The 14,358-nt window shown below is 68.9% G+C and carries 15 protein-coding genes; 2 read left to right on the top strand and 13 right to left on the bottom strand.

From position 1 onward, the window contains the following. Window positions 1–7: 7 nt before the first annotated feature. From BUE48_RS20710 to BUE48_RS20680, 6 genes are all read right to left on the bottom strand, one after another. A complete protein-coding gene (locus BUE48_RS20710) occupies window positions 8–250 on the bottom strand; it encodes an HGxxPAAW family protein (RefSeq protein WP_012854472.1) in 243 nt (80 codons plus the stop codon). Between the two features lie 124 nt (window positions 251–374). Continuing rightward, complete coding sequence (locus tag BUE48_RS20705) at window positions 375–581, bottom strand: hypothetical protein (RefSeq protein WP_012854471.1); 207 nt, start codon at window positions 579–581, stop codon at window positions 375–377. Between the two features lie 104 nt (window positions 582–685). After that, window positions 686–3,304, bottom strand: a complete 2,619-nt coding sequence (locus BUE48_RS20700; RefSeq protein WP_286990775.1) for a helix-turn-helix transcriptional regulator — start codon at window positions 3,302–3,304, stop codon at window positions 686–688. A gap of 1,553 nt (window positions 3,305–4,857) precedes the next feature. Beyond that, window positions 4,858–5,190 (bottom strand): DUF397 domain-containing protein, encoded by a 333-nt coding sequence (locus BUE48_RS24550; RefSeq protein WP_353745307.1) that lies wholly within the window; start codon window positions 5,188–5,190, stop codon window positions 4,858–4,860. A gap of 235 nt (window positions 5,191–5,425) precedes the next feature. Further along, entirely contained in the window at window positions 5,426–5,629 is a 204-nt protein-coding gene (locus BUE48_RS20685) for a DUF397 domain-containing protein (RefSeq protein WP_286990774.1), read from the bottom strand. 14 nt (window positions 5,630–5,643) lie between these two features. Next, window positions 5,644–6,282 (bottom strand): DUF5753 domain-containing protein, encoded by a 639-nt coding sequence (locus BUE48_RS20680; protein ID WP_286990773.1) that lies wholly within the window; start codon window positions 6,280–6,282, stop codon window positions 5,644–5,646. A 205-nt stretch (window positions 6,283–6,487) separates the two neighbouring features. Between BUE48_RS20680 and BUE48_RS20675 the strand changes: the two genes are divergently transcribed. Further along, window positions 6,488–7,525 carry a TIGR03617 family F420-dependent LLM class oxidoreductase gene (locus BUE48_RS20675; RefSeq protein ID WP_286990772.1) on the top strand — a complete coding sequence of 346 codons (1,038 nt, stop codon included), beginning with the start codon at window positions 6,488–6,490 and terminating at the stop codon, window positions 7,523–7,525. Window positions 7,526–8,167: 642 nt separating this feature from the next. On the opposite strand, the gene arsI is transcribed toward BUE48_RS20675, so the two are convergent. Next, the gene (gene arsI / locus BUE48_RS20670; RefSeq protein WP_286990771.1) at window positions 8,168–8,623 is read right to left on the bottom strand and encodes a trivalent organoarsenical cleaving protein ArsI; all 456 of its coding nucleotides are present in this window, start codon (window positions 8,621–8,623) and stop codon (window positions 8,168–8,170) included. A gap of 129 nt (window positions 8,624–8,752) precedes the next feature. On the opposite strand from arsI, the gene BUE48_RS20665 reads away from it, so the two are divergent. Next, complete coding sequence (locus tag BUE48_RS20665; protein ID WP_245536910.1) at window positions 8,753–9,106, top strand: ArsR/SmtB family transcription factor; 354 nt, start codon at window positions 8,753–8,755, stop codon at window positions 9,104–9,106. Window positions 9,107–9,539: 433 nt separating this feature from the next. Here the strand turns inward: BUE48_RS20665 and BUE48_RS20660 are convergent, their stop codons facing one another. From BUE48_RS20660 to BUE48_RS20635, 6 genes are all read right to left on the bottom strand, one after another. Then, window positions 9,540–10,478 carry a hypothetical protein gene (locus BUE48_RS20660; RefSeq protein WP_012854464.1) on the bottom strand — a complete coding sequence of 313 codons (939 nt, stop codon included), beginning with the start codon at window positions 10,476–10,478 and terminating at the stop codon, window positions 9,540–9,542. A gap of 770 nt (window positions 10,479–11,248) precedes the next feature. Continuing rightward, on the bottom strand, window positions 11,249–11,491 hold the full coding sequence (locus BUE48_RS20655; protein WP_353745308.1) for a WD40 repeat domain-containing protein: 243 nt from the start codon (window positions 11,489–11,491) through the stop codon (window positions 11,249–11,251). 1,367 nt (window positions 11,492–12,858) lie between these two features. Continuing rightward, window positions 12,859–13,326 (bottom strand): DUF6082 family protein, encoded by a 468-nt coding sequence (locus BUE48_RS20650; protein WP_286990769.1) that lies wholly within the window; start codon window positions 13,324–13,326, stop codon window positions 12,859–12,861. 5 nt (window positions 13,327–13,331) lie between these two features. Then, window positions 13,332–13,463 carry a flagellar basal body-associated FliL family protein gene (locus tag BUE48_RS20645; protein ID WP_281055027.1) on the bottom strand — a complete coding sequence of 44 codons (132 nt, stop codon included), beginning with the start codon at window positions 13,461–13,463 and terminating at the stop codon, window positions 13,332–13,334. A 27-nt stretch (window positions 13,464–13,490) separates the two neighbouring features. Next, a complete protein-coding gene (locus BUE48_RS20640; protein WP_286990768.1) occupies window positions 13,491–14,114 on the bottom strand; it encodes a DUF6879 family protein in 624 nt (207 codons plus the stop codon). Further along, window positions 14,114–14,353 (bottom strand): hypothetical protein, encoded by a 240-nt coding sequence (locus BUE48_RS20635; RefSeq protein ID WP_012854459.1) that lies wholly within the window; start codon window positions 14,351–14,353, stop codon window positions 14,114–14,116. The genes BUE48_RS20640 and BUE48_RS20635 overlap by 1 nt, the downstream gene beginning before the upstream one ends. Window positions 14,354–14,358 lie beyond the last annotated feature (5 nt).

Here is a 14,358-nt window from a genome sequence, read left to right as displayed (position 1 = left end):
TCGGGGGTCAGCTGCCGGACTTGGCCGCCGGGGTACCGCCGGAGACCGCCCGCGGCTTGTCCAGCACCACATCGGACATGATGCCGACCGCCAGGCCCAGCACGCCGCTCACCACCGTCACGGCCACGCCCACACCGAACAGCACCCAGTTCGGGCCGATGCACAGGGCGACCCCGCCGATGGTGAAACCGATCAGGCCCAGCGCGACGACCAGCCACGAGCTGGGCCGTCCAGCATGACTTGCGGACATTGAACCTCCTGTCGAAGGGCGCCCCGGGCGCCCGTGGTAACGCCAGATCCTGTCAACGGTACGGGTGCCCGCCCCCGGTCCCCGTGGGGGGATGGCCGCTCGACCCGCCCCGCCTTCCGCGGCCCTAGTGGATGCCCAGCAGGGCCAGCACGATGGCACCGCCCACGTGCACGACCACGACGAGGGTCAGCAGCAGGATGAGGACATAACGCGCGGTGGGATGGTCGATGTACTTGCCGTGCTTGACCGGCTGCCGTTCCTGCTCGGCCTGCCGCTGGGCGAGCTGCTGTTCGAGCGGCTGGAAGCCGAACGGCTTTTTGAAGGCTGGCATCGTGTAAAGCTCCCCCCGGCCGGCGGCCCACCCCGGCTGCAAGGTGCGAATCGGTCAATCCTCCACCATGTATAACCCATGGGATTCTCAGGCCGGTCCCCAGGTCAGCCGCTCGCCGCCGGGGGACGGACGAGCCCCAGCGAACGGGCGGCCTCGGCGGCGGCGGCCCGGGAATCCACCCGCAGCTTGCGCAGGATCGCCGACACATGGTGCTCGACGGTCTTGGGCGTCAGGAACAAGGTCTTGGCGATCTCGGCGTTGGACATCCCGGCGGCCACCAGCTCCAGCACCTCGGCCTGGCGGCGGCTGAGCCCGGCCGGATGGGCGCGCGTGGCCGGACGCGGCCCGCGGGGCACGTTGCGCACCCCCAGCCGCTGCAGGCGGCGGCGCACCAGCCGGGCCGGGGCGGACGCGCCCAGCTCGTCCAAGATCCCCAGCCCGGTCAGCACGGCCTGCGGGTCGGGGGCGTCGCACAACGCCAGCGCCCGCTCATAGGGGGCGCCGATCCGCTCCCAGGCGGCGGCCGCGCCCTCCCAGTCCCCGGCGATGGACAGCGCGTGAGGTTCGGCACAGCGGGGCGGGGCGGCCTGCAGCAGCCCGGCGCGCCACCGCCACACCGCCAGCTCCCCGATGTCCCAGGCGTGGCCGTGCTCCAGGGCGACCGGGTAGACCGCGTCGGTGGCCTCCCGCACGCCGCGCACGTCCCCGACCAGCCAGGCGGCCTCGGCGCGCAACGCCGCCGCGGGCCGCATCCACTGCAGCTCCTCGGTGGGACGGGCCAGCCGCCAGGCCTGCTCGATGAGGGAGTGCGCCTGCCGGCCGCCGCGCCGCAGCTCCACGGCCGCCAGCACCCGCAGCGCCGGCGCCTCCGACACACTCGGCAGCTCGGCGCTCCCCAGCAGCTCCTCCACGGTCGTCACGGCGGCCTGCCAGCGTCCGCAGGCCAGATCGTGTATCGCGCGCAGGATGAGCGTGTCGGCCTCGAACCACCACTGCTCCAGCTTGCGGGCCACCGACAGGGCGTGCTCGATCCGCGGCCGGGCCTCCCGCAGCCGGAAGTGGTCGAAGTCGATGGAGGCGATGTTGTGGAAGGCCCGGCAGGCGATGTGGTCCACATCCTCCTCCAGGTCGCACGCCAGTGCCGTCTCCCCGGCCCGCCGCAGCAGCTCGCGCCCGCCATCGGGGTCGTGGAACATCCGCGCCGAGCCCACGTTGGTCTGCGCGTCCAGCAGCGTGGCGGTGTCGCCGAGCACCCGCGCCAGCTCCATCGCCTTCTCCCCGACGGTGATGGCCTCGCCGGTGCGCTGGACGAGCATCAGCAGGTTCGACTGGTGGCTGTAGGCCAGCGCCAGTTCCCGGGACGGCCCCAGCCGCCGCAGGAGCTCCACCGCCTGCTCGGCGGTCTCCTCGGCCTCGCGGCGCCGCCCCGTCCACCACTGCAGCCGCGACAGCCGGCACAGGTTCACCCCGACCGCCCGCAGGTCGCCCTGCTCGCGCCGCAGCGCCAGCGCCGACTGCCGGGCGCTCAGCGCCAGGTCGGAGCGGCCGTCGATGTAGGCCTCCTCCGACAGCGCCTCATAAGCCGCGGCGCGTTCGGCCGGTTCCAGCGCCTGCGGGTGCCGCAGCGCCCGTTCGAACAACGCCACCGCCTCGCGGTGGGAACGGCTGCGGGCCGCCCGCCGCCCGGCGGTCATCGCGTGCCGGGCCAGCGCCCGGTGGTCGTGGGCCTGTTCGGCGTGGTGCACCAGGCGGGCCGGGTCCTGCCGGCGCTCCTCCAGCGCCCGCAGGATCGCCCGGTTCAGCTCCACCGACCGCAGTGACGGCAGGGAGCGGGCGTAGGCGAGACGGGCCAGCTCATGCCGGTAGTGCAGGGTCTGCCCCTCCACCACCAGCAGCCCGGAGCGCTCGCACTCCTCCACCGCCTCCGCCACCGGCCCCAGCAGCTCCTCCACCAGCCACAGCTCGGCCCGGGCCGGGATCACCGACACCGCCTCCAGCAGCGCCCGCGCCGCCGGGCCCAGCCGCGCCGCCCGTGCCAGCACCGCGTCCCGCACCGTCGGCGGCACCGGCCCGGCCTCGCCCCCGGTGCCGGCCGCCAGCATCTCGGTGACCAGGAACGGGTTGCCCCCGGTGGCCGCATACAGGGCGTCGACGTCGGCGTCCGCCCCGGCCAGCTCGCCCACCGCCGCCCGCGACAGCGGACGCAGCGGCACCCGGACCAGGTCGTCGGGCGGGATGGACCCGATGACCGCCCGCAGCCGGTGGTCGGCGCCCAGCCCTTCGTCGCGGAAGGTCACCAGCAGCACCGTGTGCAGGCCCCGCAGCCGCCGGGCCACGTGCGCCAGCACGTCCAAGGTGGCCTCGTCGGCCCAGTGGCAATCCTCCAGCACGCACACCCGCGGCACGTCCTCGGCCAGCACGGCCCGCAGCGTCCGGCCGACCTCCCGCGGGTCGCCGCCCTGCACCGCCGGCAGCAGCAGCCCCCCGGTCTGCTCGGCGATCTCCAGCAGCGGTCCCAGCGGCTGCGGCACCGTCAGGTCGTCACAGGCCCCCCACAGCACCCGCACCCCGTCATCGAGCTCGGAGGCGAACCGCCGCACCAGGGTCGTCTTGCCGACCCCGGCCTCCCCGCCGACCACCACGACGCGCCCGGCGCCGCCCGCGGCCTGCTCCGTCGCCTCCCGCAGCCGGCCCAGCGCATCGTCCCGCTCCAGCAAACGCATCCGGCACTCTCCTCGTGATGGCTCTTTCACATGACGGACCGGACGGACGGCGGGGTTCAAAGCGGGAGACGAGGCGGACACCACAAGGCCGCGGCCCTTCCCGCACTCGCCGAGGACCGCAGCGCACCGCTGGTCCCGTCCCAGTAAAGATTCCACGATCGCGACGCGGCGTGGCGTGTCTTCCTTTGCCTCTTGAACGCGGACCGGGCGCGGGGCCGGAGGCCGGGACGCGCCGTCTCCGGTGGTGAGCGAAGCAGTGGCCGGGTGCTTGGCCCTCTCGGCTGCGGCTTTTTGGTGGTGCGCAGGGTGTTCGAGGACGGGTTCGAACTGTCGCAAGAGCCGGTGGGGGCATCGTCCTGGCGGCTCACGGCGGGCCCCACAAGGTGAACGCGCACCATGGCGCCTGATCGCGATCGACATCGCAAGACTGGGCGCGTGCCCGCCAACGGAAGCGATCCGGTTTCTGAAGAAGCGCTGATGCGCCGCGCCGGCTCACCCGGTGATCGCTTTTCGCGTCGGCGGGCGGGTGCCGGGCCGCCCTGGACGCGGCCATGTGAGCATGCCGTGGGCCTCGGGACACCGGCTTTCGATGTTGAAGCTGCTCAGCGCCCAGACTCTGGGGCGAGCGCACGGTGCCCGCCGCTCTCGGGCGGATGTGAGCGAAGGGCGGTGCCGAGACGTGCGGCGGCGTGCCCTGCGGACTTGCCTCCGAGACAGCGCACAAGATCGCATTCTCTCTGAAGCACGAGAGCAGAAGAATGTAATGGTTTTGGCCTCTTTATCTCACATGCCTGGGTCTGATCATTTGCCGCGACTTTCTGATCAAGGTTTCGGACGTGTGGGCCATCCTTGGTGTTCCCGCCCAAGAGGCCGAAAGGGTGACCGTTATTGGTATTGCGGTCACTTGCGCGAATGATGATTTCTGCATAGAAGTGACATGACTGATTGGTGCGTCGTTCTGGACGGCCCTGAGCGCCAAGGTGCGTCCCAGAGGCGAGCCATAGCCCCGTTGAGCAGCTCAAACAGGAGGCCGGCCGGGGTGCTCGGCATGCGATCCGGGCCGGTTCCCGGCGAACCCGCCGAGCCCGTGCTCCCCGTTCGGGGCGCGTCTTGCGTTGAGCGAAGGTAGGGTTACGGACAGCGACGGCTTTACATATCCGATGAAGTGAGGTGCGATATAGGCTGTGCCAGGCCTGCGGTCTGACGCGGGGCGTCAAAGACCGCCGCGGTGTGCAGGGGACCGAGTCTTCGTTGCGTTCACCGAACGGGATTTTCCAGACCCGTGCATCTCTCCTGCCTTGTGCAGGACGCCGGCCACCGGCCCGTCATCGGGAGGGGAGGGGACTCCCGATGGCGGGCCGTTCCTTTCGGGCCTGCTCGGCCGGCAGCCGCCTCGCCTGGTCCACGCGGAGGCGGGGAGGGGCGGAGGCTTCGCAGAGATGACCTGCTCGCTGGGCTCGCTCGATGCCCGGAGCACAGGAGGCGGTTTGCGATCCGCCTGCCGTGCTTGTTCTCGAGAGGCCGCATGGCCGGTCGGGGCGGGAGAGAGGCGGTCAGGCCGTCAGTTCGCCGTGTTTGATGCGGGTCAGGAGGGTGGCGAAGGCTCCGGGGGAGATGGTGAGGTGTCCGGCGTCGGGGTTCTTGGAGTCGCGCAGTCCGATGACGGTCTTCAGCCGGGCGACTTCGACGCAGTCGCCGTTGCCGCCGCTGTGACTGCTCTTGCACCAAGTGGCAGTGTTCATTCGGGCAACTTCGACACAGGCGCCATTTCCGCCGCTGTGGGTGCTCTTGCGCCAAGCGGTAGGAGCGATTCGGGCGGCCTCTACACAGCCGCCTCCGGTGTTGCCGCTATAGCTGCTCTTACGCCAGGTAGTGAGAAGGTCCATGGTGTTCTTCCTTGGACGCAGCGGCTGGAGTGTTCGTCACATCCAGTGTGAAGGGAAGCAGAGGAGTCGTCACCCCTCAGCTCGCGAATATGGCTTGAGGGATGGGGTTGGTGAGGCGGCTTAGCGCTTGGGGCCGCAGGCCGATCATTTAGGACGAGCGGAGGGACGGTCCTGCGGCCCGCTTGCTGTGCTTGTTCTCGGAGGCTGCGTCACCGGCTGGCTGGTGACGTGAGGGTCAGATGGTCGGCTCGTCGTGTTTGATGCGGGTCAGGAGGGTGGCGAAGGCTTCGGGGGAGATGGTGAGGTGTCCGGCGTCGGGGTTCTTGGAGTCGCGCAGTCCGATGGCGGTCTCCAGTCGGGCGGCCTCGACGCAGGCGCCATTGCCGCTACTGCGGCTGCTCTTACGCCATTTGGCTTGGGAGGGGTTGAGCGTGTGCATTGGGTACCTCTCAATCAGATGTTTCGGATCAGAGATGACAAAACCTCGCGCGAAGCTGACGGGCTGGACGCGATGGCACGCAGGTACTCAAAGGCCGTGGCATACCGCTTGATACTTGAATCATCGTCTGCAAATAGGTCGCCAGCAAGGCCATCGATGTAGACGATGTCTGGCGCAGGTGGATCCTCGAACTTGAGGATGATGAACTCTCCCAGCATCGCTGGGTGAGGGCCTGCCTCGAAGGGAAGTACCTGGAGTGTGATCTCTGGGCGCTCCGAAGACTCCAGCAGGTGCTTGATCTGCGTGCGCATGACCTGAGGGCCGCCGATCTGGCGTCGGAGTGCGGCCTCGTCCACGACCAGCCAGAGCCGCAACGGGTTTTCTTTGCTCAGGGCGGCTTGCCGATCCATCCGGGCTATGACTCGCCGCTCCACCTCTTCAGAGGAGAGTTCCGGGAGCATGCCCCTGATGACGGCGCGGGCGTAGTCCTCAGTTTGAAGCAGTCCGGGAATGAGTATCGCGCTGTACGTCAGCAGCGTCTGGGCTTCGGCTTCCGATACCGGGCGCCCCTCCGGCCCGGCACGACCGGCGGGAAGGACCGGACGATCGTCACCGATGTGATCCTCGACGGGTTCGCCCCGGGCCGATGGCACGTCCGGTCGTGGAAGACGGACGGGTTCATGGGGCCGTGCCCGCTGTCCAGCGGCGAGTTCTCACTGGGGCCTGCTCGGTGAGACCGCATAGTCCGATGAGCGGGAACTCGGCGACCCGGGAGCCGGCCGAAGCGCCACCCTGCTGCCGGGCGGGCCGGTGTTCGCCGGAGCCCGTCCCGCGCATCATCAGGAACGGAGGCGCTCGTTGGAGATCATTGCCTCGTGCCCGCCCCGCCTGCCGCTGAGCGAGGTCGGACGGTACGCCCAGCGGATCGAGAGCCTGGGCTATGACGTGCTGCACGTCCCCGAGACCATCCACGACGCCTTCACCGTCGCGGCCCTGGCCATCACCCACACCTCGCGGTTGGTGATCCGCACCAGCATGGTCGTGGCGTTCCCGCGCAGCCCGATGCTGACCGCCTACGCCGCATGGGACCTGGCGAAACTGTCGGCGGGACGGTTCCAGCTCGGCATCGCCTCCCAGGTCCGCGGCAACATCGTCGGGCGGTTCTCCACCCCGTGGTCCGATCCCGTCGCGCGGCTGGGCGACTACGTCGCCTCGCTGCGCGCGATCTTCCACTCCTTCCAGACCGGCGAGCCCTTGGAGCACACCGGCAGCCACTACCGGTTCGAGCGGCTCCAGCCGTACTTCAACCCCGGCCCCATCGACCATCCCGCCCCGCAGATCTGGACCGGCGGCGTGAACGCCGAGATGTGCGCCCTGGCCGGGCGGGTCTCCGACGGCTTCGTCTGCCATCCGACCAGCTCCCACCCCCGGATGCTCGAGCGCAGAATCCTTCCCGCCCTCGCCCGCGGGGCACGGGAGGCCGGACGTGACGACAACGGCCCCGCGGTCGTCGTCGGGCCGTATCCGCTGATCGCGAAAGATTCCCGTGAACTCGCCCGGGTCAGGCGGGAACGCCGTGCAGAGCTGGCGTTCCTCTACAGCACCCCCGCCTACCGCAGGCAACTGGAGGAGTTCGGCCTCGGCGACCTCGGTGCGGCGCTGTCGGACATGGCCCGCCGCAAGGACTGGGCGAACCTCGCCGATCTCATGAGCGACGACGTCATCGCGATGCTCGTCCCCCAGGGAACCTTCGAGGAGATGCCCGGCATCCTCAGCGACTGGTATGCCGGGCGCTGCTCCGGGATCGTGATCAACGTCCCGGACGACTCTGAGCACGACGACCTCTACCGGCTGCTGGTGGATCAGTGCCGCGGGATTCCCGCCGCTCCCGCCTGACGGCGGCCGATGAACAGCCGTCTCCACGAGTTCCCTGAAGCAGGCTTGGAGCTTCCTGCGGCCGCGGCGGTGGGGCGTCGGGCATGGCCGAGACCGGCGTCCGCTGATGCGTTCGGCCCCGCCGGTCTGATCGTCCGAGAACCGTCCCATCGGCGGGCAGGCGACGGCCATGGACGCTGGGCCTTTTCCACATGCCGTTCCTGCAGGTCGCATGCGGGGCGTCACAGTCGAGGACGATGCGGTGACCTGCAACGTCACGGTCTCGAACACCATCCGGGCCCCGAAGACCACGTGTTGGACAAGGCTCACCGGGCCTGGCCCATGAACCTTTTTCAGCACGTGGCCCAAGGTGTCGGGGACGGGAGCCCGGGTGGCCTCCGGTACTGCGGCGTGCCGGGTCACCGCATCGTCTCTAACAGCGACGTCTCCGTCCCGACCTGCGGAGACGTTGCGTTGAAAGGGGCTCATTCCGGCGCTGGCCTGGGCGGATATCGCCACGATGATCGCCCGGCTCCGCTGAAGAGGACCGGCGGCTTTCCGCCCGGCGCCGCGCCACAGGCCGGGTGTCTGCGGTCTGCCTTCCGGCCCGCACCGCCTTCCGCAGCGGGGCGCCGGAGGAAGGCGGTGCTCCCAGGGAGCGAGTCAGCAGCAGTCCGTGCCCACCGCGGCCCCGGCGGAACCGGAGTCCCGGGGCGTGCAGCAGGCGGAGTCGTCGGCTTTGGCAAGGGTGTCTGCGTCGCCTTTGACCACATACACCTCCCAGGGTTCGCCGCCGGGGCCGGTGACCCACACCTTGTCCTGGACGGCGTAGCAGCAGGCGGTGTCGTTCTCCTCCACGGTGGCCAGCCCGGACTCCTTCAGCCGCCGGGCGGCGTGGCCGACCTGGGCGGAGTCCTCGACCTCCACGCCCAGGTGGTCCAGCCGGGTGGCGTCCTCGCCGGCGCCTTCGATGAGGACGAGCTTGAGCGGAGGCTCGGCGATGGCGAAGTTGGCGTAGCCGGGCCGGACCTTGGCGGGCCCGGTGCCGAACAGCTTGCTGTAGAAGCCGATCGAGGCTTCCAGGTCGGGCACACGCAGGGCGAGCTGGACGCGGGACATGGGCTTCCTCCTGAGCGCCGAAGATCCGCGCTGATTCGATGAACGTCTAATCAGCGCCTGAACCTCAGCTTGCGCCTCCATCTAGACGGATGTCAAATTAGAAGGGTGTCGAATCAAGAACTGCCGGTCGTGACGTCCCCAGATGCGGACGCGTGCTGCTCGCCGCTGGTGTGCGCACCGCTGAGCGAGGAGGAGGCCGCCGAGCTGGCACCGCTGTTCAAGGCGATCGCCGACCCGGTGCGGCTGCGGCTGCTGTCACTGATCGCCTGCCGCAAGGGCGGTGAGGTGTGCGTGTGCGAGCTGACCGGCGCCTTCGACGTGACCGCCCCGACGATCAGCCACCACCTGAAGGTGCTCAAACAGGCCGGCCTGGTCGTCTCCGAGCGACGCGGAACCTGGGTGTACTACCGGGTGAACCCGCACCTGCTGGAACGCCTCTCGTCGCTCTTGGACCCTCGCCCGCTCACGGCGACGTCCCGCTGAACCCGTGAGCCTCTGGGCACGGGGCACAGGAGCTGCGGTGAGGCTTTCTCAACGAAGCCGGCAGCCGCCTTACAACGTGGCGCTTCCTGACAAGGCCGCAGGCGGGGCCCCACTCGTGAACCGGCAAATCCCACAGCCTGCTCGGTGAGGCTCCATCTGCGCCCTCACGAGGCATCTTCGCCCTGCCCCCGGCGCGTGGCCGCGTCTTCAGAACGCCAGATCGTGGAGAAAACCTCAGTGCTCCGGTGGCGGGAGCGATTCGATCAACGCCCACTGCTCGTCGGCCAGATCGAACGGAGAGGGGCGCTTGCGCATCCCCGCCCTGCTCCAAGCCCTCCCCGCCCCCGTTCACGGCGTGTCCCGGCAACTTCGGCTCCCGCGGCAACGCCCCGGCCCTCCTCCGCTCACGGCGTGTCCGAAACGCCGGGGACGGTCACGGGCCGGAGGAGGTGGACTGCCTGAGGGCGAAGCGGCGCCAGGCGGTGGTCCAGCGTTGCAGGTCCTCGGCGGTGCCGCCCAACACTCGCACGAAGGTCTCCAACGTGGCCAGCTGGGTGGGCACGGTGGTGCCGGCCAGCATGTTGCGGAACGTGGAGTAGGAGATCTGCCCGCCGCAGCGGTCCTGCATCTGGCGCAGGCTGGGGTTGCCGGCCCAGATCCGGTAGGCCCGCATGGCCGCCACGAATTCGGCTTCGGTGGTGGCCTGCAGCGGGTCGGGGCGCTGGTCATGGCCGTGCAGGTCCGGAATCGCCGGGGTTTGCCATGACGAGGCGGGCCGTGTCTCGGGGGCTTCGCTCTCTGCGGGGGCGGGTGCCTCCTGCTTGCCGTCGGCCTCGGCCGGCCGCGGCGCCGGTGCCTTGCCGCCGTCGCCCTCATCGGGGTGGCGTCCGGTGCCGGCGGGGTAGAGCTGGGCGGCGCGGCGCCGGCGCAGCAGCTCGGCGGCCCGCTGGGTCAGGATGCCCACCTCCTTGTCCAGGCGGGCGATCTGCACGAACAGCTCCTGGGCCTGCAGTACTTTCTCGGGCTCCTGGGAGGGCCGGCACAGCATCAGCACGCGCTCGATCCGGCGCCACCAGATCGGGGAGGTGCGGTACTCCCCGGCCAGGATCCGCCACACCTCCTCCGGCGCCATCCCGGCGGCCGCGGCGATCACCTCCACGCCGTCGTCGCCGATGCGGTCGAGCTCGAACTGGACCGCCCCGGTGATCAGCAGATTCAGCCGGGCCCGCAGCCCGGTCAGCTTCTGCTGCTTGCTCTCGCGCAGCCGCCGTACCTCGCGGACGTCCATGCCGGCCACGTCGAACGAGACCGGCTCGACCAGTTCCGCCAGCAGCCGGCCGGTCGCCCCCAGCTCTCCGGCCACCGTCACCATGCCCTCTCCAGACCGCCGGGCCCGGTCGGCCGGAACAGGGTGGACGACCGCCGGAGTCGCAATGACCGGCTGCGACCGGCGGGTCTTACGAGAGAGTGATCGCGGAGAAGGCCGCTCCCGGAAAAGGGCAGGCCGATAAGACCGGTCGATGACATCTTTGTCCTCTTTGCGGTTTTTGCTATGAAACCGCCGTGCCACGGGCGGAATTTTGATCTTGGCCGGTGCGTGAGGGTGGAGCGCCTCCGCCGGCTGGTGGCCTCCGATGTTAATGGTGACGTAGCACAAATGTCATGCGCATGTAGATTTTGAGGATTCCTTGATACCGATTGGTATTCGGCCTCCGAATGCACGTGCATGCCGGTGTCGTGCATGATCGTGCAGCAGCGTTGAGGAGCGTTGAAGACCGGTGAGAAGCGGTGCCGCCGGTCGCCCCGCGCGGGGAAAGTGGGATGTAATCGAGGCCTGCGAACGCAAGAACGCGGCAGGAAGTTCCCGGCGCCTTGTTCTCAGTGCCACGGGCGGGCGTGAAAAGGGACGAGCAGAAACGGCCTGGTGGAGTGGGCCGAAACGCCGGCGAGGGGACCATGGCACCACCGGTCCCCTCGCTGCCGCCCTGTACGGCGGCACAAGCCGGTTCGCCGCCGGTGTGCGCACCGTTGAGCGAGGGGAGGCCACCGACCCGGCGACGCTGTTCAAGGCGATCGCCGGACCGTCACCGCCGAAACCGCGCGGCGCAATGAGGCTGAACCAACACCTCAGGTCCCCGACACTCAGGGATGCGGAGCCGACCAAGGTGATTGCAGGCTCCACACCCGCACGATCCCGTCGTCCCCACCGGATATCGCGATGAGAGCGCCGCCGATCTCTCCGAACGCCACCGACCGGATCTCCTGGATGCGGCCGGTGAGAGGTCGGCCGAGCGGCTGCCGGCTGGGCAAGTCCCATACCCGCACGATCCGGTCCTCTCCGCCGGAGATGGCGATGGGGATGCCGTTGATCCAACCGGATGCCACCGACCTGACGAAATCGGAGTGGCCATTGAGGTGCCGGCCGAACAAGTCGCTTGCCGAGTGACCGCCTGGTGGTCAGCTCCCTGATCCACATGGCCGGGTCGGCGTCGCCGGGCAGGGCGGTGGGAGCGTTGCCGATCTGCCCGGACGCCACCGGCAGGATCTTCCCGGAAGGAAGACCGTCTGAGGAGCCGTGTGCACACCGGCCGCCCGGTGGTCAGGTCCCATGCCGTATGGTCCGGTCGTCACCCCTGGACCGGACGAGGGGGTACCCGTCGATCTGCCCGGACGCCACCGACCAGACCGCGCCGGCGTGGCTGGTGAGGGAGCGCCGAACGGGGCCGGATCGGCGGCCGGGGACGCGCTCTGCGGGCGTGCGGAGTCGGGGCGGGGGTTCTCGGGCGCGGTGCCCCACCGGGGGCGGTTGCCGAGCAGGGTGACCGGGGCGTCCAAGGCGGTGGGGCGTTCGGCGGGGTCTTTGGACAGGGCCGCGGCGACCAGGTCGCGCAGAGGCCGGGGCAGCGGACTGGTGCCGGGATGGTGGTTCAGCACCCGGTGGATGATGGCGGCGGGGGCGCGGAGGCCTCCGGGGTTGAAGACGTGCACGCCGGTGGCCGCGCACGGCATGGTGGCACTCCAGGCGAACATGTCGGTGTGCGGGCCGATCGTCCCGGACCGGAACTGCTCGGGGGCCATGCAGACGGGGTGCCGATCGGGTTGCCGACATCGGAGGTGATGATGCCCAGCGCGCGGGCGATGCCGAAATCCACGGGCGGCTGACCGAAGCGGTCTTGGCCGCCTGGCAGGACGAGGAAGCAACCACCGAGCTGAACGGCCTGCTGCGCGCAGTCGATGACCAGCGCCTTAGATCCCGGACATCACGGTCACCTACGCACGGACGCCGTCGCCTCATTTGGCTTTGACGGCCAGGGACGACGCAACAGATCGGGCCAGCTCGATTCCATCCTGTTCATACTGAGGGTCGGCGTCGGGCTTTTCAATATATATGCTTAAGGTGATCTCAATCAAAATGTTCCGGTGCCGGAATGAGGCAACAACCCGCTTCAAGCATAGAACGCTGGTGATCTGATCGAGTTCGTGTCAGTAGTATGCCTCGTCTCCCGTTCCAGGAAGGTCGCGGCATTTTGTTCCCCTGGCTTTGCAGTGCATCTCCTTCGTCTTTGAGAAGTCTTTTTCGGCTTCGCCGGCCCCTCCACCGTCTCTGGCGTAGAAGGTGGAGTTGATCAAGATATGGCGATAGTTTCCTCGTGACCTGCTGCCTTGAATTTCGCAGCTCGATCGACGTAGGCCATATTTGTCGCGAGATGGCCATGCGACCGGCGGGCCTCCGGGATGAGCCGGACGCTCGGTCAAGGGGCGATGGTGGCGGCGTAAGCGGCGTCGACCTCGGCGGTGAAGGTGTCCTCGGCCTCGTCGTCGGCGGTCACGGACACCCGTGCCGCGCGGCTGCGCGTCCAGAACGAGCGCATGTCGGGGCTGGTCATCAAAAAGCGCAGCGCGCTGCGGAGCTCCTGCAATTCGATGGTGCCCGTCTCGTAGGCGACCTTCTGCAGATTGAGGATCAGGTTGCAGTAGTGATCCTTGCGGGTGGTCTCATGGCCCGGGGCCGGGGCGGGCCACACCGAGCGGAGCTCGCTGTCCTCGATGGCCATCTTGATCAGGTCGGTGTGCAGCTGCCGCATCGCCAGTTCGCTGCTGCGGATCTGCTCCTGGCGGGCGATGGCCAGTTCCTCACGCTGATTGCGCAGCTCGCGGCCCTGCAGCAGCAGGGCCGCGGCGATGCCCAGGAACGCCACCCCGGAGAAGAAGATGCCCACGGGGCTCACTGCCTGGCCGATGTCGGCCCGGCGTTCAGCTCCTCGTCGTCCAGGCCCAGCAGGTAGACGATGGGACCGCAGACGATCAGGAGCACCGCCACCAGTCCCACGACGATGGCGAGGCCCACTCGGATCAAGCTTGCGAAGGCTACCTTCATCCACCTTCATCTACGCGACTGGGCGGCGATGTCCACGGTCTTTCGTCCCGGAAGTCCCTTTTCCCCGACGTTCGGCCACGGTCGCGCATAGGTGCGCAGCTCGCAGGCCAGTTTCTCCAGATGCTTCAGCGGCTCGGCGGCCCGGGTGACCCAGCCGCCGACCTGGTGGCCCACCGGTCCGGGGCCGTAGTCGTGGATGAGAGCGGTGTGATCGTCGAACAACAGGAAGTCGAAATAGTCGGTGACGGGTGTGGGAGGTGTGACGAATTCGATGTTCTCCCCCAAAGCCCGGCGGATCTCATAGTTGATCATCTCGTAGCGCAGGTAGTCGGTGAGCGGGAGAGAGATCAACCGGATGCGCGTGAACTCCAGATTCCGGGCGTTCACCTCCTCGTACAGCGGCTGATCGCCTTTGGCCTCCTCACGGAGCAGTTCGCGCGCGAGCTCGGCTTTTCCCTCCTGGTACGCCTTTTGCGAGCGGACGCCGTCGGCCTCCCGGTAGGACTGCCAGCATTCGACCTTGAGGAAGCGCCGCTTGAGCCGGCTCCAGGCCTCGCCGAACGCCTGCTGGAACTCCTCCAGGGTGAGGCGGTGTGCGTCTTGCAGAATCCATGCAGGTGGTTGATGCATCACTCGTCCGGAATATCTTTCTTTGCGTGAACCAATGTGGCGCGGGTGATCTGGACGATCCGCTCGTTCGGCGCGCACCGCGCGTCCGGCAGCGGGTGGCGTCCGAGCCGGTCGGTGATGTCGACGCCGATGACGGCGAAGGAGCCGTCATCGAGCGCCAGGATGTCCGGCGAACCGCTCACCGAGGTCGTGTCGCCGCGTTCTGAGGGAGTCGTCCCGAGCCGTCCGATGGCCTTCATCGCAA

This window comes from Thermomonospora sp. CIF 1, from assembly GCF_001896795.1.
GTDB lineage: Bacteria > Actinomycetota > Actinomycetes > Streptosporangiales > Streptosporangiaceae > Thermomonospora > Thermomonospora curvata.
Note: the sequence above shows the minus strand (reverse complement) of the source record. Positions and strands in the feature narration are given on the sequence as shown.